The sequence below is a fragment of the Mesorhizobium sp. M6A.T.Cr.TU.017.01.1.1 genome, assembly GCF_004023115.1.
Taxonomy (GTDB): domain Bacteria; phylum Pseudomonadota; class Alphaproteobacteria; order Rhizobiales; family Rhizobiaceae; genus Mesorhizobium; species Mesorhizobium mediterraneum.
Window position 1 is genome coordinate 63,415 of record NZ_RZTA01000014.1, and the last position, 19,984, is coordinate 83,398.

21 protein-coding genes are annotated in these 19,984 nt (G+C 62.6%); 2 read left to right on the forward strand and 19 right to left on the reverse strand.

Annotation, left to right across the window (positions count from 1 at the left end; genetic code table 11):
- Positions 1–37: 37 nt before the first annotated feature.
- A complete protein-coding gene (gene rimP, locus EOB36_RS07000; RefSeq protein ID WP_095487863.1) occupies positions 38–682 on the reverse strand; it encodes a ribosome maturation factor RimP in 645 nt (214 codons plus the stop codon).
- Positions 683–1,019: 337 nt separating this feature from the next.
- On the opposite strand from rimP, the gene EOB36_RS07005 reads away from it, so the two are divergent.
- The gene (locus EOB36_RS07005) at positions 1,020–1,184 is read left to right on the forward strand and encodes a hypothetical protein (RefSeq protein ID WP_095487861.1); all 165 of its coding nucleotides are present in this window, start codon (positions 1,020–1,022) and stop codon (positions 1,182–1,184) included.
- Positions 1,185–1,264: 80 nt separating this feature from the next.
- Here EOB36_RS07005 and trmB read toward each other — a convergent pair whose 3' ends face one another.
- From trmB to EOB36_RS07095, 18 genes are all read right to left on the reverse strand, one after another.
- A complete protein-coding gene (gene trmB / locus EOB36_RS07010; protein ID WP_095487859.1) occupies positions 1,265–1,966 on the reverse strand; it encodes a tRNA (guanosine(46)-N7)-methyltransferase TrmB in 702 nt (233 codons plus the stop codon).
- Positions 1,967–1,992: 26 nt separating this feature from the next.
- On the reverse strand, positions 1,993–3,282 hold the full coding sequence (metK, locus tag EOB36_RS07015) for a methionine adenosyltransferase (protein WP_095488070.1): 1,290 nt from the start codon (positions 3,280–3,282) through the stop codon (positions 1,993–1,995).
- A 308-nt stretch (positions 3,283–3,590) separates the two neighbouring features.
- The gene (locus EOB36_RS07020; protein WP_095487857.1) at positions 3,591–4,010 is read right to left on the reverse strand and encodes a helix-turn-helix transcriptional regulator; all 420 of its coding nucleotides are present in this window, start codon (positions 4,008–4,010) and stop codon (positions 3,591–3,593) included.
- 137 nt (positions 4,011–4,147) lie between these two features.
- Positions 4,148–5,740, reverse strand: a complete 1,593-nt coding sequence (gene lnt, locus EOB36_RS07025; RefSeq protein WP_127203537.1) for an apolipoprotein N-acyltransferase — start codon at positions 5,738–5,740, stop codon at positions 4,148–4,150.
- Between the two features lie 239 nt (positions 5,741–5,979).
- Positions 5,980–6,417, reverse strand: a complete 438-nt coding sequence (locus EOB36_RS07030; RefSeq protein WP_127203536.1) for a nuclear transport factor 2 family protein — start codon at positions 6,415–6,417, stop codon at positions 5,980–5,982.
- A gap of 256 nt (positions 6,418–6,673) precedes the next feature.
- On the reverse strand, positions 6,674–7,747 hold the full coding sequence (locus tag EOB36_RS07035) for a hemolysin family protein (RefSeq protein ID WP_095487854.1): 1,074 nt from the start codon (positions 7,745–7,747) through the stop codon (positions 6,674–6,676).
- 27 nt (positions 7,748–7,774) lie between these two features.
- Positions 7,775–8,281: an rRNA maturation RNase YbeY gene (gene ybeY / locus EOB36_RS07040; RefSeq protein ID WP_095487852.1), complete on the reverse strand. Its 507-nt coding sequence runs from the start codon at positions 8,279–8,281 to the stop codon at positions 7,775–7,777.
- Positions 8,282–8,298: 17 nt separating this feature from the next.
- Complete coding sequence (locus EOB36_RS07045) at positions 8,299–9,348, reverse strand: PhoH family protein (RefSeq protein ID WP_095487850.1); 1,050 nt, start codon at positions 9,346–9,348, stop codon at positions 8,299–8,301.
- Positions 9,349–9,374: 26 nt separating this feature from the next.
- Entirely contained in the window at positions 9,375–10,784 is a 1,410-nt protein-coding gene (gene miaB / locus EOB36_RS07050) for a tRNA (N6-isopentenyl adenosine(37)-C2)-methylthiotransferase MiaB (protein ID WP_128284556.1), read from the reverse strand.
- Positions 10,785–10,997: 213 nt separating this feature from the next.
- Positions 10,998–11,798: a 1-acyl-sn-glycerol-3-phosphate acyltransferase gene (locus tag EOB36_RS07055; protein ID WP_095487846.1), complete on the reverse strand. Its 801-nt coding sequence runs from the start codon at positions 11,796–11,798 to the stop codon at positions 10,998–11,000.
- A 68-nt stretch (positions 11,799–11,866) separates the two neighbouring features.
- Complete coding sequence (rimI, locus tag EOB36_RS07060; protein ID WP_126103757.1) at positions 11,867–12,361, reverse strand: ribosomal protein S18-alanine N-acetyltransferase; 495 nt, start codon at positions 12,359–12,361, stop codon at positions 11,867–11,869.
- Positions 12,361–13,038, reverse strand: a complete 678-nt coding sequence (gene tsaB / locus EOB36_RS07065) for a tRNA (adenosine(37)-N6)-threonylcarbamoyltransferase complex dimerization subunit type 1 TsaB (protein WP_095487842.1) — start codon at positions 13,036–13,038, stop codon at positions 12,361–12,363. The genes rimI and tsaB overlap by 1 nt, the downstream gene beginning before the upstream one ends.
- 181 nt (positions 13,039–13,219) lie before the next feature.
- A complete protein-coding gene (locus EOB36_RS07070) occupies positions 13,220–14,326 on the reverse strand; it encodes a DUF1513 domain-containing protein (protein ID WP_128243331.1) in 1,107 nt (368 codons plus the stop codon).
- A 2-nt stretch (positions 14,327–14,328) separates the two neighbouring features.
- A complete protein-coding gene (locus EOB36_RS07075) occupies positions 14,329–15,408 on the reverse strand; it encodes an imelysin family protein (protein ID WP_128284557.1) in 1,080 nt (359 codons plus the stop codon).
- Entirely contained in the window at positions 15,408–17,015 is a 1,608-nt protein-coding gene (locus tag EOB36_RS07080) for a di-heme oxidoredictase family protein (RefSeq protein ID WP_128284558.1), read from the reverse strand. The genes EOB36_RS07075 and EOB36_RS07080 overlap by 1 nt, the downstream gene beginning before the upstream one ends.
- Before the next feature lie 12 nt (positions 17,016–17,027).
- Positions 17,028–17,513, reverse strand: coding sequence for a bacterioferritin (gene bfr, locus EOB36_RS07085; RefSeq protein WP_077377191.1), 486 nt, complete (start codon positions 17,511–17,513; stop codon positions 17,028–17,030).
- On the reverse strand, positions 17,479–17,790 hold the full coding sequence (locus EOB36_RS07090; protein WP_126103762.1) for a (2Fe-2S)-binding protein: 312 nt from the start codon (positions 17,788–17,790) through the stop codon (positions 17,479–17,481). The genes bfr and EOB36_RS07090 overlap by 35 nt, the downstream gene beginning before the upstream one ends.
- A 128-nt stretch (positions 17,791–17,918) precedes the next feature.
- Positions 17,919–19,211 (reverse strand): imelysin family protein, encoded by a 1,293-nt coding sequence (locus tag EOB36_RS07095; RefSeq protein ID WP_206072996.1) that lies wholly within the window; start codon positions 19,209–19,211, stop codon positions 17,919–17,921.
- 456 nt (positions 19,212–19,667) lie between these two features.
- Between EOB36_RS07095 and EOB36_RS07100 the strand changes: the two genes are divergently transcribed.
- Positions 19,668–19,984: FAD-dependent oxidoreductase (locus tag EOB36_RS07100; RefSeq protein ID WP_164897470.1), on the forward strand; the 317-nt coding region annotated here is incomplete at its 3' end.

Below are 19,984 nucleotides of genomic sequence, written 5' to 3' on the forward strand. Positions count from 1 at the left end.
CGAGCTTGTTGCCGAGCCTTTGCGCCCGGCAGCCCAATCACATTTCCTGTTCGGTTTCGTCTTCCGCGCCCGCTTCTACGCCCTCTGGCGCGTCTTCGGGTTCGCCGCGGCGCTTCTTGGCTTCCTTGCGCGCCCTGTTGTCCTTCGACAGCGCATCGCGGATAAGGTCATCGGTCAGGATCAGCCGCGCTTCTGCAATCGCATCGTAGGGCACGCGCACCGTCGGCTCCTCGCCATAGGCCGCCTTGTCGCGCTCGATCAGCACGCCGTCCGCATCGCTCTCGGCGATCTTGCCCTTGAAGCGCTTGCGGTCGGCGACAAGGACCGACGTTTCCATCTTCACCAGATGGCCCGTCCAGGTCGCGAAATCCGACTTGCGGACCAGCGGCCGGTCGATACCCGGCGACGACACTTCGAGATGATACGCCTTTTCGATCGGATCATCGACATCGAGGGCCGGCGACACTGCCCGGCTGACCTCTTCGCAATCCTCGACGGTCATGGTGCCGTCCTCGCGCTCGGCCATGATCTGCAGCGTCAGCCCGTTCTGGCCCGTCAGATGCACCCTGACAAGGCGAAAGCCGATGGCACGCAGCACCGGCTGCACGATCAGCGCGACGCGCGCATCGATGCCGCTTTCGCGGATGATGCGGTCGTCGCTGTCGGTCGCCGTTGCGGTCATTCTATTCCTGTCGCTTCATTGGCGGTCGGAAGGTAACAAAAAAGAGCGGGACCGGGTGGACCCACTCTTCGCCATACCGACCAAGAATTTGAGCTTGATATAGACGATCGCGGCCGTCGTTTCAAGTCCGCATGCGGGGTCTGTCGTAAGCAGACGAGTTGCCCGGATTAGGTAGCACACCAGTTGTCCGGTTTTCTGTCTCCGTGAGGAGGCAGCAGCGTTGCACAGGACGCATGGCGGCCATGCGGCAACGTCCCTGTGATATCAGGCAATACGCGCCTATCTATGTTGCGCTGCACAAATTCAGTCACATTGCAGCAGGCGAAAGGGCATAATCATGACCAACCGCAAGGTTTTCTCGGCCATCGGCGATTTCTTCACTGTGTTCGGCAGCGCCGTCGCCGCTTCGCACGCCGTCGAAGCCGGCCGCAAGCCGCGCGCGCACGATCTGCGCAATCTCGGCGTGGATCCGGCCGCCTTCGACAAGATCGGCCGCTTCTAAGACCTGCGAAGCAGGACGAGGACGTCCTTGGTCCTCGTCGACGGCAAAGCGCGCGATGGGGCGCTGCTTAACTTGGTCGCCTATCTTCGGACGAAGGTGAGATAGGCAGGCCGACGGCCTTCGCGAATGGCCTTCGCCTCGTAGCGCGTACCCGGCCAACCCTCATAGGGCCGATGCCAATCGGCTGCCTCTTCAGCCTGCCATTCAAACGCATCATGCGCCCGGCAGTGCAGCAGCGTCCAGTTCACATAGCTATCGATATCGGACGCAAAGCGGAATTTTCCGCCTGACTTCAGGACGCGCGCGAAACGGTCGAGATTGACCGGACTGACGAAGCGGCGCTTCCAGTGTTTCTTTTTCGGCCAGGGATCGGGATAGAGAAGGTCGATGCCGTCGAGCGAGGCTTGCGGGAGCCAGTCGAGCAGGCGCGTGGCATCGTCGTCATAGACCCGAAGATTGGCCAGCGGCCGTTCCCTGACCGCCATCATCATCTTGGCCATGCCGTTGACGAAAGGCTCGACGCCGATAAAGCCGGTCTCAGGAGCTGCCGTCGCCCGATGCAGCAGGTGCTCGCCGCCGCCGAAACCAATCTCGAGATGAATGGCGCAGACATCCGCTTCGAACAGGCTGCGCAGTTCGGCCGGCGGTCCGGCCATCAGATCGAGCCGGTAGGTGCGGAAGCCGCTTTCCAGTGCCGCCGCCTGCTGCGGACGGATGGTCTTGCCGCGCCGGCGACCGAAAAATGCTTCGGTCGCACGGCTTGGCCGGTCTTTCGGATCCACGTCTTTCGGATCTATGGACGCCGCGGCTAGGCCGCGACTGCTTCGGCGGGCGCTTCGGCGAGTGCATCCTTGAGCGCCTTGGCGAGGTCGGTCTTTTCCCAGGAGAAGGACCCGTCGCGGCCGGCCTTGCGGCCGAAATGGCCATAAGAGGACGTCTTGGCATAAATCGGCTTGTTGAGATCGAGGTGACGGCGAATGCCGGACGGCGACAGGTCCATCACGGTGCGCAGCGCCTGCTCGAGCTTCGCCTCATCGACCTTGCCGGTGCCGTGCAGGTCGACATAGACCGACAGCGGCTGGGCGACGCCAATGGCATAGGAAAGCTGGATGGTGCAGCGATCGGCGAGCTTCGCCGCCACCACGTTCTTGGCCAGGTAGCGTGCCGCATAGGCCGCGGAACGATCGACCTTGGTGGTGTCCTTGCCGGAAAAAGCACCGCCGCCATGGGGCGCAGCACCGCCGTAAGTATCGACGATGATCTTGCGTCCGGTCAGGCCGGCGTCGCCGTCGGGGCCGCCGATGACGAACTTGCCCGTCGGGTTGATGTACCAGTTGCAGCTGTCGGCGATCTTCAGCTCGCCCAGCGCCTCGCGGATATAGGGCTCGACGACGTTGCGGACCTTCTTCGAATCCCAGCTGGCGTCGAGATGCTGGGTGGACAGCACGATTTGCGTCACTTCGGCCGCCTTGCCGTCGACATAGCGGACGGTGACCTGGCTCTTGGCGTCCGGCCCGAGCCGGCCGGCATCGCCGTTGCCCTCATGGCGTGCGGCGGCCAGCAGTTCGAGGATCTTATGGCTGTAGTAGATCGGCGCCGGCATCAGATCCGGTGTCTCGCGGCAGGCATAGCCGAACATGATGCCCTGGTCGCCGGCCCCTTCCTCGCCTTGCCGGTCGGAGGCATTGTCAACGCCCTGGCCGATATCCGGCGACTGGCCGTGCAGCAGAACCTCGATCTTTGCCGTCTTCCAGTGGAAACCGGCCTGTTCATAGCCGATTTCGCGGATCGCCTTGCGGGCGGCCGACTTGAACTTCGCCGGATTGACGAGCGGATGACCGGCGGCATCCATCAGGATATTGCCGGCCTTGTCCTTCTTGAGCAGGGTCTCGGGGACGCGCACCTCGCCGGCGATGACGACGCGATTGGTGGTCGCCAGCGTTTCGCAGGCGACGCGGACCTTCCAGGGGTCCATGCCGGTTTTTCTGGCCTCGCGATAGACCAGATCGACGATCTCGTCGGAGATACGATCGCAAACCTTATCGGGATGACCCTCGGCAACGGATTCCGAGGTGAATAAATAGTTTTGCCGCGTCACGGGTGTCCCCTCTTGAAAAAATATCGGCACGCTGCCGATTGGCGCGCCACGTGTTAGCTGTGCCGGGCGGCGCTCGTCAAGCGGCGCGGCCATTCTGGCATGAAAATCGCGCTATTATCTTGCACCACTGCGACCAGCGGCAGGATGCCGCCGGCGAGCTTAGTTCCAACACGTTGGGCGTCGAGCAAAATCGATTTCCTCTCCGGCCTGCCTACAGGATGTAAATTCTGCGATCAGCGAGGTCGTGCCCGGCTACGACATCCTCGCCATTTCCGGCTTTAAACTGCCTGCCAACTCAATCGGCCCAATCAATCGACCTCGTCGGTTGAAAGGGCCTTCACGAGCTCGATGATCTTGCGGCGTATCTTGACGTCGCCAATCTTGACGAAGGCCCGGTTGAGTTGAAGCCCTTCAGGACTGCCGCAGAATTCGACCGCAAAAGTCATTGATGCATCCTCGGCAAATCCGCGGTTGCCCACGGCCTCCTGGCCCGGCGCGTCCTCGAAAAAGAAAGCGACAGGAACACCGAGTATCGAGGCTATTGCCTGCAAACGGCTGGCGCCGACGCGATTGGTTCCCTTCTCGTATTTCTGTATCTGCTGAAACGTTATGCCGAGGTTCTCGCCCAGCTTCTCCTGACTCATTCCCAACATATTGCGGCGAAGCCTGATGCGACTTCCGACATGGATGTCGATAGGATTCGGCTTCTTCTTGTTTTCTTCTGCCATTTTTTCCTCGCCGAATTTTTCCGGCTTTTTGTGTTTTTCTGCCCAAACGAAGCCGGCGGCCAGTGCCCCAACAGAACGACGTACCGACTTCGAGAAATTTCAGGCGGTTACAGTATGAGTTTCTAATGTGTCGACTGTCAATTCACCCGTAGCCTTTGCCTTACATTCAATGCGAAAGCGGCCAGGCCAAGCAGCAACATGATCAGCAGTCCGTTAATGCGCCTTTGGCTGGAAGAAACGACGGACTGATTGGAAATCGGCACATGGACATCGATGGCTCCGCGTGCGTCGATCGCCAGTGCGTCAAGGATGCGTCCGCGCGGATCGACTACAGCGGAGATGCCGTTATTGGCTGCGCGCAACAAGGGCACCCCATTCTCCACAGCGCGAATCTGCGCCTGCCTGAAATGCTGGTATGGACCCGGCGTGTCACCGAACCACGCGTCGTTCGTGACGTTCACAATAAGCTCGGCTGACGTAGCGTCAACCGCCACCAGATCGGGAAAGATGACTTCATAGCAAATGAACGGAAGCGCGCGGATGCCGCCGGGCAGCGCGATCGGATGTCGCTCATTGCCCGCCGCGTAGGTCATCGGCCCGGCGACAAGCTGTTTGAGCCCGAAGCGGCCTAGCAGGTCGGCAAAAGGCAGATATTCGCCAAAGGGCACCAGATGAACCTTGTCGACGGCATCTGCGATTTCACCCTTGTCGTCGATCGCCACCACCGAATTGTAATACCGCCTGTCGGCATTTGCCGCCGAGCCACCCTCCTCCCGGACAACACCGGCGATCAGCATCTGGCCGTCGCCAAGCATCTCGCCCAGCGCGGTCAGCGCATCGGGACGCTGGGCGAACAAGAACGGCACGGAGGTCTCCGGCCATAGGATCAACTGCGGCTTGTCATGGCCAGTCTCCGGCGCTTTGGCCGAAAGTCCCATCAGCGTGGCGAAGATCCGGTCGGGCACCGAAGCGTCCCACTTCTCGCTGAGGTCAACGGCCGGCTGCACAATGCGGACATCGAGGCTGCGTTCCGCAGGCTTCTCCGGAGCAGCAAGCCTGATATAGCCGAAGCCGACATGGGCCGAGACGAGAACGACAAGCAGTGCAGCCCCCAGGCGGACATGCCGGCGCGCCGCAAGCAGGGCCGGCAATGAAAAGACGAAGACCGTCAGCGCGTTCATGCCAACCATGCCGGTCACCGACACGCTCTGCATAAGCAAGGGCACCGGCATCGCCGCGTAGCCGACGGCATTCCAGGGAAAGCCGGTGAATAGAAAGTCGCGCAGCCATTCCGCCAGGGCAAAGCCGAAGCCAAGGGCAGCGATGCGGCCGATGTCGTTGCTCCACAGCAACCGGGCAACCGCTGTCGCGAAGCCGTAGAAAAAGGCGAGCGCCAGCGGAATTCCGACCACTGCGAAGGGGAGCGCCCAGGCGAAGCTGTCGGCCTCGACCAGAAGTGCCGAGCCGATCCACCACAGGCCAGCGAGAAAATAGCCGAAGCCAAACCACCAGCCGATGGCGAAAGCAGGCCGCAAACGCCGGAACCAGCCATCGGAGGCTTCGCCGGTCGCGCCGTCGAGAAGCCAGACCAGCAGCGGGAACGAAACGAAACCGACGGCGAAGAAATCGTAAGGCGCCTGGGCAAGCACCGCCAGCGCCCCGGCAAGAAACGCCACAAGCGCGCGGCGCCAGCCCCACAGCAGAATTATCCGGCCGGCCAGGCGCTTCATCGATGCTTCCGAGTCGTGCGAATCACGGAGCAAGATTTATCAGGCCGCGGTCCGCGCTCCAAACGGCCACCGCTTCAGCCAACGTGCCGGATTGAATTCGGCTCACGACTCCTTGCGGACGCCTGATGCTACGAGCCCGATGACGCGGGCCAACCTTCGCCGAGAACGGAATGAAGAATAGCCGCGTTGCCGCAGCAAGGGTTTGCGATATCGACCGCCTCCCCAAACCACAACCGCGCCTATCGGCGGAGTACCGAATTGGCCGGCTGAGCCGTCGTTATCGGATCGGCATGACGATGCACAATCTTCCAGAGACCATCTTCTGGACGAAAGACGCTCGTCACGCGTAACGCAAGAGGCGTGACATCGCTGCGACCGCCAACCTTGGACCTGAGCCGCTCTACTTCGACGAGGTATGCCAGCTCAGACGTCACACATGTCGCTATGTTCTCGAAACCGGTAGCGTCGCCGTCCCTATAATTCGATGCCGCTTGCTCCATCGTCTCAACGACCTGCTTCCGTCCATGCGCGAAAGGGCCAAAGGGATTGCCCAGTGTTACATCGTCTCGTTGAGAAAAGAGCTTCTTCGCAGGCGCGGGGTTTCCTTTCATGAACTCATCCAGAGCGAGGTGGTATTTTTCAACTGCTTGAGCGAAATCATTGGCGTCGAGGGACATGTCATCCACCATGTCATTTTATTTTCTGATCTGGACTGGCGACTCCCGCAGGTGTCCGCGCCGTAGGCATTTCCCTAACTGCGGTGCAGTGCAGGTCGGCTTGGTCAGTATAGCACGGCGCGGGACAAGTTTCCGCTACAGCGTTTTGAGACGGCGGGCAAATGGCCGCTTATTACCCGTGCAGAAGTTCGCGGGATCGAGCCCAGGGTTGCGTGCTTGAAACGGATCGTCGACCGTCATCGGGCGAGCGGCGTCTTCAAGCCTGCTCGGCGCGCACCGCGCGCCGGCGGCGCTCGCCCTTTTGGGTCTCCACGATGCGCACGCGCTTGACGCGGCGCGGATCGGCGTCGAGCACAAGGAATTCGAAACCAGGTATGGCCTGCACCACTTCGCCGCGGGCCGGAACACGGCCAAGCGTGTTGAAGATCATGCCGCCGATCGTGTCGACATATTCGCCATGCTCGCCGGCGGCGAAATCCTCGCCGATCATCTTGGTGACTTCGTCGATCTCGGCCTTGCCGTCGACGACGAACACGCCCTCGCCGGTCTGGGTGATCATCGGCTCGTCCTCGTCATGCTCGTCCTCGATGTCGCCAACCACCATCTCGACGATGTCCTCGAGCGAGGCCAGGCCATCGGTGCCGCCATACTCATCGATGACCAGCGCCATCTGAGTGCGCATCGCCTGCATCCGCCCCATGAGATCGGAGGCGAGCATCGACGGCGGCACGAAAAGCACCGGGCGGATCAGGTTCAGGTCGCCGATGGTGCGCGCGAGATCGACCTTGGCAAGATCGAGAAGCGTGGTGGCGGCGGCTTTCCTGGTCGTCCTGCCCTTTCTGACGCGGGCGATCTTGGTGATGTGAGCGAGCACGTCGCGGATGTGGACCATGCCGCGCGGATCGTCGAGCGTCTCCGAATAGACCGGCATGCGGGAATGGCCGGATTGCTCGAACAGTCCCAGAAGATCGCCAAGGTTCGTCGTGATCTCGACCGCCTCTATGTCGGCGCGCGGCACCATGACGTCCTCGACGCGCACCTCGCGCAAGCGCAGGATGTTGTTGAGCATGGCCCGTTCGCCGGGCGAAAAGGCGCCAGCATCGCTCGCGGTTTCGGCAAGCGCGTCGGCGATCTCCTCACGCAGGCTGGTGCCGTTGCGCTGCCTGAACAGGCCGAGCACGCGATCGAACAGGGAAGGACCGGCAGGCGATGGCTCGCTGGCGAAGCTGCCGGTCGTGGTACTCGGACTAGAGCCCTCTTCCGTCTGTTCGGATGGCTTGGTCGCACTGCCGGCGTCTGGGCGGGCGGCAGTCTCTGGTTTGTCGTTCATCGTCGTCCGGTCATTTGATCTTTTTAGTTACGCGTAGGGATCGGGAATGGCAAGCCTCGCAAGCGCTGCGCGTTCTTTGGCTTCCATTTCCTCGGCCTCGGCGTCGGTCTCGTGATCGTAGCCCAGCAAATGCAGCAGGCCGTGGATGACGAGATGGATGATATGGTTCTCGACAGGCTTGTCTTCCAGGGCGGCTTCTCGCGCGACCGTCTCGGCGGCCAGCACGATGTCGCCCAGCATGGGCGGCAGCGGACCGCCCTTGGCGAGCGGAAACGCCGGGAAAGACAAGACGTTGGTCGGTTTGTCCTTGCCGCGCCAGCCGGCATTGAGGCTGCGGATATGGGCATCGTCAGAAAAGACTATGCTGAGCTCGGAGCGGCCGGCCACGCCGGTTTCGGCAAACGCAGCGGCAACGGCGCGATCGACCAGCCGCGTCAGCGCGGCCGCATCGGGCCAGTCGCCCGCTTCAACCGCTATATCGATGTCGATGGGAACCGGAAGATCCCCGCCTACAGACTTTTTGTCCTCAGCCATAAGGCCGCATCTTCACATCAGCCTTCGGTGCCCAGGCCCCGGGCCAGCTTGCCGTCGCGGTCGTAGGCCTTGACGATCTCGGCGACCAGCGGATGCCTGACGACGTCGCCTTCGTTGAAGCGCACTGTCACCATGCCGGTAACGCCGTCGAGGATCCGGAGCGCCTCGACCAGACCCGATTTGGTGTTTTGCGGCAGGTCGATCTGGGTCGGATCGCCGGTGACGATCATGCGCGAATTCTCGCCGAGGCGGGTCAGGAACATCTTCATCTGCATCGGTGTGGTGTTCTGCGCCTCGTCGAGGATGACGGCGGCGTGCGCCAGCGTGCGGCCGCGCATGAAGGCTAGCGGCGCGATCTCGATCACCTCGGCGGCAATCGCCCGTTCGACCTTGTCGGCCGGCATCATGTCGTAAAGCGCGTCGTAGAGCGGCCGCAGGTACGGATCGACCTTCTCCTTCATGTCGCCGGGCAGGAAGCCAAGCCGCTCGCCGGCCTCGACGGCCGGCCGCGACAGCACGATGCGCTCGACCATGCCGCGCTCGAGCAGCATCGCCGCATGCGCTACCGCCAGATAGGTCTTGCCGGTGCCGGCCGGGCCGATGCCGAAGACGAGCTCGGACCGCTCCAGCGCGCGCATATAGGCGTCCTGGTTGAGCGAACGGGCATAGATCGTCTTCTTGCGCGTCGATATCTGGGCGGCGGACACCTTGCCCTTGCGCTCCAGCGTCGGCAGCGTCAGCTGGTCGTCGGCGGCGATCGCCATGCGCACGGCGCCGTCGACGTCCGACTGGCCGATGTCAGCGCCTTTCTGGAGAATGCCGTAGAGATTATCCAGGGCGCGCCGCGCCTGCTCGGCGGCCGAGGCGGAGCCCTTGATGGTCAGCTGGTTGCCTCGGGATCGGATATCGACGCCAAGCTTCTGCTCGAGCCTGGCCAGATTCTCGTCGAACTGGCCATAAAGGGCGCTGGCAAGCTTGTTGTTGTCGAAAGTCAGAACGATGTGCGCCATATCCGAAGCCCCCGATGGTAGGTTCTGGGGCAGGTTCTTCACTTCCGCAGCGCTCAACCGTCTCTCCTCATCTGCCGAGACCTTCAGGCCAATTCGGCGAACAGGCTGTTGTAACCCGTCTTCGTGATTCGTACCTGGATAATGTCACCGATTTCGCCGGACTTTTCATCAACAATAACCGGCTGCAGCCACGGCGAGCGGCCGACCTTCTGGCCGGCTTGACGACCGGGCTTCTCGATCAGCGTGTCGATGATGCTGCCGACCAGGCTCGCACCGAAATCCTGCTGCTGCTTCAGCAGCAGCGCATGCAGCCGCTGCAGACGTTCGTCCTTGACGGCTTCCGGCACATGATCGGCCATCTCGGCGCCCGGCGTGCCGGGGCGAGGCGAATATTTGAACGAGAAGGCCGAGGCATAGTTCACCTGGCGTACAAGGTCCATCGTTGCCTCGAAATCCGCTTCCGTCTCGCCGGGAAAGCCGACGATGAAGTCACCCGAAAGCGCTATATCGCTCCGCGCGGCGCGGATCCGGTCGAGCAGCGTCAGATAGTCCTTTGCCGTATGCCTGCGGTTCATCGCCTTAAGGATGCGGTCGGAGCCGGATTGCACAGGTAAGTGCAAATAAGGCATCAGCGCCGGCAAGTCACGGTGGGCGGCGATCAATTCGTCGTCCATGTCGCGCGGGTGGCTGGTGGTGTAGCGCAACCGCGCCAGCCCGGGAATCTCGGCCAGCCGGAACAGCAGGCGGCCAAGACCCCATTCCTCGGCGTTTTCGCCCTCGCCATGCCAGGCATTGACGTTCTGGCCAAGCAGCGTCACCTCGCGTACGCCGGCTTGCGCCAGCCGCTCGGCCTCGGCGACGATCTGCGCCACCGGCCGCGACACTTCCGAGCCTCTGGTGTACGGCACGACGCAGAAGGTGCAGAACTTGTCGCAGCCTTCCTGCACGGTCAGGAACGCGGTGACGCCGCGCCTGATGATCTCGGCGCGCTTCGGCTGCGGCAGGTGCTCGAACTTGTCCTCGATGGCGTAGTCGGTCTCGACGATCTTTTCGCCGCCGCGCACCCGTGCCAGCACATGCGGAAGCCGGTGATAGGTCTGCGGGCCGATGACCAGATCGACGGCCGGCGAGCGACGGATGATCTCGGCTCCTTCCGCCTGCGCCACGCAGCCGGCGACTCCGACCAGCATCTCGCGGCCGGCCAGAGCCCGTTCGGCCTTCATCTCACGAATGCGGCCGAGTTCGGAATAGACCTTTTCGGCGGCTTTCTCGCGGATATGGCAGGTGTTGAGCAGCACCAGATCGGCCTCGCCGATAGCATCCGTCGCCGCATAGCCATCAGCGGCCAGTGCGTCGGTCATACGCTGCGAATCATAGACATTCATCTGGCAGCCATAGGTCTTGACGAAGACCTTCCTGGTCGCGGCAGATGGTACGACCGCACTTTCGGCCGCACTTTCTATGTCGTCCCGTTCTATCGTATTCAGTTCCATCCGGCGGCTTCTAACGCCTTTCCCAGACAAAAAACAGACGATTCTGCTCCATAGAGCGGGATGCATTTGGATTGGACGGGGCATCCCGCTCTATTTGTTTGTTTTAGCCGCATTTGTGCGACGCCCAGTGATTCCACTTGGCTGCAAAATGCTCTAGCGCCGCGTGTCCTCTTGGATGCGCAAAGAACTATGGAGCACGTGAGCCTTTCCGACCTATCGGCTCGGGCGCGGATCGGCGAGCGCCATGTGCACCATATCACGCACCCGACTTTCCATCAGCCGTGCCGTTTCCTTGCGGTTGGAGCCCTTGGAAAAGGCGACCGGCTCGCCGAAATGCACTTCGACGTCGAGCCCGCCCTCTGCCATCAGAACCTTGAGATGCGGCATCAAATCCTCGTCACCGATCCAGGCGGCAATCGGTCGGTGCCTGCGGCCGAGCGGCACGCCATGCAGGCGCGTGTAGACGATCGCCACCGGCTGGATGAAGACCTTTTCGGCCGCCCCTTCCGAAATCGCCATCGAGGCGGCGCCGAACAGCGTGCTCTTGAACGGCAGGACCATGTTGCCGTCGCCGGTCGAGCCTTCGGCAAACAACACCATGGCGTCGCCCTTGGCCATGCGGCTGGCGATCTCGCTCGCCTGGACGCCCGACGAACGCTTGCGCTCGCGCTCGATGAAGACCGTGCGCTGCAGCTTCGACAGCATGCCGATCAATGGCCAGCCGGCCATGTCGGCCCTGGCGATGAATGTCACGTCGACCATGGACCCCAGCACCATGATGTCGGTCCAGGAGACGTGGTTCGAAGCAACCAATAGCGGGCGCTGGCTGGACAGGGTTCCCTTGACATGGATGCGCATGCCCAGCGCTCGGATGATGAGCCGGTGCCAGATCTTCAGGATGAACGTCTCGCGCCAGAGCCCGGTCTTCATCGATAGGATCTGCAACGGCACGAGGATCAACGAGCCGGCGACAACGAGGCCCAGCGCCAGGAAAATCCTGATTTTTCCGATCATCCGCTCTTGGCCCTGCCCCGAGTTCTGGCTAGAGCGCACAAGCACGCTCTAGCAATTTTGAATCTGCGCTAGCGAAGATCGCGACGCATGACAAGCGCGCCGGTCGGGCCGTGCTCTGGCGATCTGTAATAGTTGGCACGTTTGCCGACCTCGCGGAATCCGAGCCGCCGGTAGAGCGCGATCGCAGCTATGTTGGTCTCGTCGACCTCGAGGAAAAGCGCCTCGGCGCGTTGCGCGTGCAGTTCGCGCAGCACCGCATCCATCAATTGCCAGCCGAGCCCCTGGCGTCGATGGGAGCGCGCCACCGCGACAGTCAGGATCTCGCCTTCACCGGCAGCCAGGCGCGCCAGCACGAAGCCGACCGGCGGCTTGGCACCCTGTCCGGTCTGTCGCGCAGCATAACCGAACACCGTGTCCTGCTCGAGCAGCGTGGCGAACTCGTCGTCGGTCCACGGCCGCACGAAATCCTCGCGATGCAGCACCGACATGGCCGCGCTGTCGGCAATCGTCAGTGGTTCGAGCGCAAAGTCCCTGCGGCGCGGCTGGAGGAAAGGAATGCGCATCAGTTTTTTTGCCTTGATAGAATAAACCCTGCCTGAGGCTTGGCGTCCGCCCCGCGCAGATAGAGCGGTTTCGGCTTTTCGCCCTCGCCGTTGGCAGCGGCCAGACGGGCATAGACGACAATGTCGGCCGTGGCACTTGTCGGGCCAATGTCGAAGGCGCGCCCGGCCGACGCGGCGATTTGCGTGGCCGCTGTGCCGGCCAGAACCGGAGAACTGTCCGCCGCGATAGTCGCGGCTTGCGAAAGCGTGCTCACGGCCGGACCATAGCGCAGAACCGACACTTCGTCGTAAAGTGCTGCATGGATCTCCTCGCGGCCGGCGTCGAGCGCGGCCAGCACGGCGCGGCCGGGAAATGTCGCTCTCGCTTGCGCCGCCAGCGCTTCCAGCGTCGTCACCCCGATTGCCGGGATTTTCAGCGCCAGCGCTAGGCCCCGCGCCGCCGAGACGCCGACGCGCAGGCCGGTGAAGGAGCCCGGACCGGTGGAGACGGCGATAGCGCCGAGGCCGGCATAGTCGGTTCCGGCCGCCTTCAACGCCTCTTCGATCACGGCCATCAAATGCTCGGCATGGCCTCTGCCAAGATCGAGCACCGAGCGGCCGAGCTCCTTCCCGGCCGCTGCGTCGTAGACGCAGGCGGCGCAGAGATTGGCGGCACAGTCGATGGCAAGCAACTTCATGAGACGGCCGGTTGGAGCACCCGCTTGGGCACAGGGTTCGAAAAACAATTTCCCTGTGCCTGCCATGGCTCATCCCCGCAAGGGGATAATGCATAAATCGTTTGACGGCTTCGCTTCGGCCTCGCCTGAAGACGGTAACTTCCAGCGAGCGCAACCGTTAGGGAACCGGTGCCGGAAGCGCTTATCCGGCCTGCTCGATGCGCAGCATGTGATTGTCCCAGACATAGTCCGGCTCAGACCGTGTCGCGCCGCCCACTTCGACGATTTCGCCGGTGCCCGTCGTCGCCATGAAGTTCGCCCCATCGGGCGCCAAACCGCAGACCTCGGCCAATGCGTTGGTGGTGACGATCCGGCCGCTGGCCGCATCGATCACCGCAAGCGAGTTGCCTTCCGGCGAGGACACCGCGACGGTGCCGGCGGCGGGGTTGGCGGCGACCGAGCCGATGTAGTTCCGGAAGCCGGAGAGGACGTCCTGCGGCATGTCGAGCAGTTGCAGATCCTTGCCACGCGCGGCGCGGCCGACCAGCAGCGGACGATCGGTGCCCTGCCCCCTGTACTGGCAGCCGAACCAGACCGTGCCGGATCGGTCGAGATCCATGTGACGGATCGACAGTTGGTGCAGCTCCGGCGGCAGTTCGTGCTTTTCGATGAGGTCGCCGGTGAGGCGGTCGACCAGCACATAGGAAGGCTTCATCGTTGCGATATTGAGTTCGGCGCGGCCGTAATCCGGATGGGTCTCGATGCCGCCATTGGCGACGGCGATCGTCCTGCCGTCGCCCAGCAGCAGAAGCTCGTGCGAACCCATGCCGTAGGTCGGGAACTCACCGATGCGCTTGAATTTCGCGCGCGCGTCATAGACGCCGACCACGCCGGCGGCATTGTCGAAATCGTTCTCGGTGGCGTAGAGCAGCGCACCGTCGGTCGAAAACACGCCGTGGCCGAAGAAATGCCGTCCACTGACGCTGGCAATGGTCAGTGGCTCGTCGCGGCCAGTGTGGTCGAAGACCACCGCGAAGGTGCCGGGTTGCCTGGCAAAGACCACGGAGCGCTTCGAGACCGGATCGAAGGTGACGTCGTGACCGCGGGCGGGCAGGTCGATGACGTGCAGGACCTTGCCGGCTTCGGACAGGATGGCCGCGCCATAGCTGCCGTCGCGCTTGACGAAGGCGGTGGCGAAGACGGCGTCCGTGCTAAGCGTCTTCGCCCATGCGGAAGGCGCCATCGCGGCGACAAAACCAACGCCTGCGGCCCTGAGGAAATCACGACGATCGATCAGCGGCGTCTTCAGAGTCAGTCCCCGTCCAACGACGAGAAGCCAGCGGTCAGGCCGAATTCGGCGGTCAGCCTGGTGCCGATCAGGGTCGTCAGGCTGGATGTCACCAGCGAGAAGTGATCGAGCTTCTGGCGCAGCGCCGGGTCGGTGAGCGCCTTGTCGATCGGACCTCTGATGGCCGTGGCGTCGGCGGCCCCGTTGACGAGCTGGATGTGGATCGATTCCGCCATCCAGCGCGCGTCAGGCGACAGCGCATCGCCAAGCTGCGAGGCCTGGAACAGCGCGTCCATGCCCGAAAGATTGCCGGTCAGCGAACGCGCCGTGTTTTGCGAACGCCAGTAGATCGCCTGTTTCGGCTTGTCGGCTTGCGGATTGCTGCCCAGAAAGCCTTTCAGGCGCACGTCGCGGACCATTTCCAGCTCGTTGATGAAGACGCCGACCAGTTCGGTCACCGCTTCGGTGCCGTCGCGGTAGAGCGCGTTTTGCGGGCCCGGATTGGCCCAAAGCGCTGCAAAACCGTTTGGCTTGTTCCAGGCGTCGCTGACGTCGGCGGCAATCGTCTCGATGTTGCCGGCGACGGCGGCGCCGTAAGCGCAGCGATAGGGATCGTCCTTGCCGGCAAGTTGCTCGGCGCCATCGCCGTAAAGCACGAATTCCAGCGCGCCGAGCCCTTGCATGGCGACGCTCTTTGTCGCCAGTTGGGCCGGATCGGCGGCGGTCTGATCTTTATTGGCCAGCGCCGCCTGCACCTGCCTCAGGCCGATGCTCTTGCGGTCCGGCCAGAACAGCATGCGCTCCAGCCGGTTGTCCTGCGTGATCGGTCCGATGCGGATGATCTCCACGACCGACCAGGCATCCACGGTGCCGGAGAATTCGGTGCGCGCCGCATCGAGATGGTCTTGCGAGGGCGCGTCGCAAAGCGTGCGCATTGCCTCCGTCAAGCTGTCCGCATGGTCATGCAGGCGTGCGTAGGCCGGGCGGACAAAGCCGTCGATCGCCCGCTGGATCACGTCGGAGGCCTTGACCGCGGCGGTTGCCGGCAATGCGCCGGCGAGGACCAGCGGGAGAACCAGAGCACACGCAAGTCGCTTCGACATCACAACGACTCCAGGAATTTGACCAGTGCGTCGCGATCGGCCGCATCGGCGGTGGCAAAGCGGTCGCGCGCCTTCTGCCCCTCGCCGCCATGCCACAGGATCGCCTCGGCCAACGTGCGCGCGCGCCCGTCATGCAGGAAGAAGCTGTTGCCGTTGACGGTCTCGGTAAGACCGATGCCCCACAGCGGCGGCGTGCGCCATTCGCTGCCGGTAGCCTCGCCCACCGCCTGCCCGTCGGCGAGCCCCGGCCCCATGTCATGCAGCAGAAAGTCGGAATAGGGCCAGATCAACTGGAAGGCCTGCGCCTTATTGGGGGTGCCGCGACGGGTGACGAATTTCGGCGTATGGCAGGAAATGCAGCCCATGTCGTAGAACAGCTTCTTGCCGGCCAGCACTTCGGGCTTGTCGAGATCGCGCCGCGCCGGCACGGCGAGGTTTTGCGAATAGAAGGTGACGAGGTCCATGACCGGCGGCGGCGCCTCAACCGGGCCGAGGCGCTCCTGCACACCGTTTGGCATGGCAAGACATGGCTTTTCGGCCGCGCTGCAATCGCCCCAGTGGTTCGGCACTTCCGGGGTCGAAATGCCGATGTCGCCGGCGAATGCGTCCGCTGCTTGCTGGCGGATCGATGGGGTCTGCCCCTTCCAGCCGAAGCGGCCAAGCGTCGGCTCGCCGCTCCGGCCGTCGCGCACGATGTTGGGCTTGCCGGAAATGCCATCACTATTCCGATCGTCCGGATCGGCATTGGCGAGAATGTCCGCCGGGGCGATCTGCTCGACCAGGCCGAGACCGATCATCGGCGGCGTTAAGCGCGGCGAAAGCGTGGTGCGCGGATCGAGCGGCCCGTTGGCAAGATCATCGACCGAATAGCTCGGCTTACGCAGCGAAACCACGGTGCCGTCCGGCAGCGTGACTTTCTGCTCCTGATAGTCGACACGCATCCTGCCTTCGCCCCGTAGCCCCGGAACGGCCAGGTCCTGCAATTGCGAGCCGTAGACCGGATCGGGGAAGTTGAGCACCTTGCGAGCGGCCAGCGCTGCCGTCTCATCCTCGGTGCTCGCCTGCCGCGCCAGCCGCAGGAACATGGAGGTGGTGCCGGTGTCGCCTTCCGGCGGATGACCGCGGCCGTCCTTCAGGTGGCAATTCTGGCACGCACGCTCGTTGAACAGCGGCCCAAGCCCGTCCGATGCCTGCGTCGACGAGGGCGACGACACCCAGTTCTTGCGGAAAAGGGCATTGCCGAGCTTGAAGGTGCCCTCTTCCTCGAAGGTGATATTGGTTGAGGATTGCGAGAAGGCGTCCTTGTTGGCATCCTTCCGCGATGTGCCGGCGCCGCCCTGCATCGGCTCGAACTGCTCAGGCTTGGAAAAATCTGATGTCGGCTTGGTGATGGCGATGACGCGCGCCAGATCCTTCGGCGTCAGATCGGTACGGCTGGTGGCGAGGCCCGCCGGTTCGGGCGCGCCGGCCAGCGCCGAGGCGGTCAGCGCGACCACCACGGCGAGCGAAAGCCCGCGAAGCCATCCGTATCGCGGGTTTTGCTGGGACGGCAGGCCGTAATCCTCGGCCCGCCGCAAGCGGCGCAAGAAATCTAAGGGGCGCCGCATTCCCGCATGTCCCTAATCCGCCTCGTCGGCCGATGCGGCGTTGAGCTGGCCATATTTTTCCTCGCCGATCGAGGCGAGCAGGTCGAGTTGCGTCTCGAGGAAGTCGATGTGACCTTCCTCGTCGGACAGCAGATCTTCGAACAGCTTCATCGTCACGTAGTCGCCTGCTTCTTCGCAAATCTCGCGCGAACGCTTGTAGGCGGTGCGCGCGTCATATTCGCCGGCGAGGTCGGATTCGAGCACTTCCTTGACATTCTGTCCGATGCGCAGCGGCGCTACCGACTGCAGGTTCGGATGACCTTCAAGGAAGATGATGCGGGCCACGAGCCGGTCGGCATGGTGCATCTCCTCGATCGATTCCGCGCGTTCCTTCTTAGCCAGCTTGGCGTAGCCCCAGTCTTCCAGCAGCCGGAAATGCACCCAGTACTGATTCACTGCTCCAAGTTCCAGAAATAGAGCCTCGTTAAGCCGCTCTATGATCTGCTGTTCGCCTTTCATGGGTTCTGCTCCCGTATTGGACGCGCAGGCCTCTGACGCGATCCAGGTGTGAAACGATGTCCACGCCGCTCGCCTCCGAGCGGGTGTGGTAATTTTCGGTTACCCGAATGATCGTTTCGACCACATTTGGGAAGCAGCCGCAACAGCGACCACGCTTCTGCATGGCATGATAGATCTTCGCCGGCACGATAAGCTGCCAGGGATCCTGATCCAGCAGCCCGACGATCGTCTGCTCAATCTCCTTCTCGGTGATGATGTTGCAATGGCAGATCAGCATTATTTGCTCTGTATGGCTGACGGCGCTTGCTCAGCGCCGTGTGGCTTATTTTCTTGGTCGAGCCTGATTCCAAAAACCGTTTTTCATGTGCTGTGCGGACCCTCGGTTCGGGCTCGGGGCATCGATGACTACTGGAACACCTTGTCTGGCGCATCGAGGCTGTCCGACCCCTCGAAGGCAATGGCATTGAGTTTCAGGGTGCCGACGGCGCGTTCGATCGACTTGGTCTGGTCGACCAGCGCGTCGATCGCCGCCTGCACGGTGGCGTTGCCTTCGGTGTTGCCTTCGCCGATCTGCTGGTCATAGGCCTCGCCGCCAAGCGCCCGCGCCTTGATGGCTTCCATCTTGGCGACGGTGACATCCAGCTTGTCCGACAGCTCCTTGTCGATCGCCGGATCGGCCTCCTTGACCATGTCGGATACCGAGGGGCCTTCGACGACGGTGCCGTCGAGACGCGTGTAGCTGCCACGATAGGCGGCGCGAATGCCGACGGCATCGTAGAGATGAGAATCATAGGTGTTGTCGGAGAAGCAGTCATGCTCCTCTTCCGGATCGTGCAGCAGCAGGCCGAGCTTCATGCGCTCGCCGGCGAGTTCGCCATAGGACAGCGAGCCCATGCCGGTGAGGATGGTCGAGATGCCGGCTTTCGGCTCGCCGTCGGCAAGATTCTTGCGGGCGGCGCCGCCTTCCTTCCAGTCGTTGACCATGTCCTGCAGATCGGTAACCAGAAGGTCGCTGGCCGACTTCAGGTACTGCGCGCGACGATCGCAATTGCCGCCGGTGCAGTTGGTGAGATCATAGTCCGTGTAGGGCCGTTCGCCGGCGCCCGGGCCGGTGCCGTGCAGGTCCTGGCCCCACAGCAGGAATTCGATGGCGTGATAGCCGGTCGCCACATTGGCCTCGATGCCGCCGGCCTCCTGCAGCGTTGAGGAGAGGAATTCCGGAGTAAGATTGGTGGCGTCGATCTTCTTGCCGTCGATCTCGATCGACTTGTTGGCGATCACATTGGCGGTGTAGAGCGCATTGGCGTCCGACTCGGTGCCGTAGCCGGCGGCGACATAGTCGATCAGGCCTTCGTCCAGCGGCCAGGCATTCACCTTGCCTTCCCAGTCGTCGACGATGGCGTTGCCGAAGCGGTAGACTTCGGTCTGCTGATAAGGAACGCGCGACGCCTTCCAGGCCTCTCGGGCGGCAGTCAGCGTTTCCGCCGAAGGCTTGGCGATCAGCGCGTCGACGGCCTTGTCGAGCGCCTGTGCCGTGGTCAGCGAATCTTCATATTTGGCGAGCGCAATATCGGAATAGGTCTTGATGACCGCCTTGGCATCGGTTTCCGCCTTGGCCGGCAACACGAATATCGCCGCCGTCAATGCCGCCGTGGCGCCGATCGCTGCAAGCCTGCTGCCATATCGCGCCGTGATCATCGCTCTCATGATTGTCATCTCCCTCGGGAATTCAGTGAAATGCCGGCGCCAAAGGCGCGTCGGCAGGCAATCGGCGCCATGGCAAGCCCATGCCATTGGGCGAAAAACAGGCCGCGACATAGCGCGGTTCGCGGAAGAAAGACATCGAAATGCCTCCAATCGAAAGGGTTCAAGGCCCAGACATCAAAGGGATGCGCTTGACACGCAAGCTTCCATAAAGCGATGAAGGCGCCGGAAGTCAATCAATTTCAGAAAGAAAAGCCAATCGAAACAATAGTTTAGAATTATTCTAAACTGCGAGTGTCAACTTTAGCCGCATATATTGTGCCGTCATTGAACAGCACTCTTGGCGGACCGCCATTCCGGGTGCGACCCGCAAAGGCGGTCTTGCGGCGGCGTCAGACAATTGCCACTTGGCGAGACGTCCTAGACTTGGATCAAGGAATTGGGGCTGCGATGAAAAACGGTGTGGTCATTGTCGGTGCGGGTCATGCGGGCGTGCAAGCGGCCGCCAGCCTGCGCGAGGACGGTTACGAGGGGCCCGTGATCCTCGTCAGCGACGAGAACGAACTGCCCTACCACAAGCCGCCGCTGTCGAAGACCTTCATCAAGGATCAAGAGGCCAAACCGCAGCCGCTGCGCGGCGAGGCCTTTTATACCGGCAGCGCGATCGACTACCGGCCGGGTGTCCGCATCGATCGCATCGATGCCGGCGGACGCAGGCTGGAAATATCAGGTGGTGGCGTGCTGCCTTTCGACCGGCTCATCCTGGC

Coding starts and splice junctions, on each gene's coding strand:
- rimP (WP_095487863.1), bottom strand. CDS start 682: ATGACCGCAACGGCGACCGACAGCGACGACCGCATCATCCGCGAAAGC.
- EOB36_RS07005 (WP_095487861.1), top strand. CDS start 1,020: ATGACCAACCGCAAGGTTTTCTCGGCCATCGGCGATTTCTTCACTGTG.
- EOB36_RS07020 (WP_095487857.1), bottom strand. CDS start 4,010: ATGGCAGAAGAAAACAAGAAGAAGCCGAATCCTATCGACATCCATGTC.
- lnt (WP_127203537.1), bottom strand. CDS start 5,740: ATGAAGCGCCTGGCCGGCCGGATAATTCTGCTGTGGGGCTGGCGCCGC.
- EOB36_RS07030 (WP_127203536.1), bottom strand. CDS start 6,417: ATGTCCCTCGACGCCAATGATTTCGCTCAAGCAGTTGAAAAATACCAC.
- EOB36_RS07035 (WP_095487854.1), bottom strand. CDS start 7,747: ATGAACGACAAACCAGAGACTGCCGCCCGCCCAGACGCCGGCAGTGCG.
- ybeY (WP_095487852.1), bottom strand. CDS start 8,281: ATGGCTGAGGACAAAAAGTCTGTAGGCGGGGATCTTCCGGTTCCCATC.
- miaB (WP_128284556.1), bottom strand. CDS start 10,784: ATGGAACTGAATACGATAGAACGGGACGACATAGAAAGTGCGGCCGAA.
- EOB36_RS07055 (WP_095487846.1), bottom strand. CDS start 11,798: ATGATCGGAAAAATCAGGATTTTCCTGGCGCTGGGCCTCGTTGTCGCC.
- rimI (WP_126103757.1), bottom strand. CDS start 12,361: ATGCGCATTCCTTTCCTCCAGCCGCGCCGCAGGGACTTTGCGCTCGAA.
- tsaB (WP_095487842.1), bottom strand. CDS start 13,038: ATGAAGTTGCTTGCCATCGACTGTGCCGCCAATCTCTGCGCCGCCTGC.
- EOB36_RS07075 (WP_128284557.1), bottom strand. CDS start 15,408: ATGTCGAAGCGACTTGCGTGTGCTCTGGTTCTCCCGCTGGTCCTCGCC.
- EOB36_RS07080 (WP_128284558.1), bottom strand. CDS start 17,015: ATGCGGCGCCCCTTAGATTTCTTGCGCCGCTTGCGGCGGGCCGAGGAT.
- bfr (WP_077377191.1), bottom strand. CDS start 17,513: ATGAAAGGCGAACAGCAGATCATAGAGCGGCTTAACGAGGCTCTATTT.
- EOB36_RS07090 (WP_126103762.1), bottom strand. CDS start 17,790: ATGCTGATCTGCCATTGCAACATCATCACCGAGAAGGAGATTGAGCAG.
- EOB36_RS07095 (WP_206072996.1), bottom strand. CDS start 19,211: ATGATCACGGCGCGATATGGCAGCAGGCTTGCAGCGATCGGCGCCACG.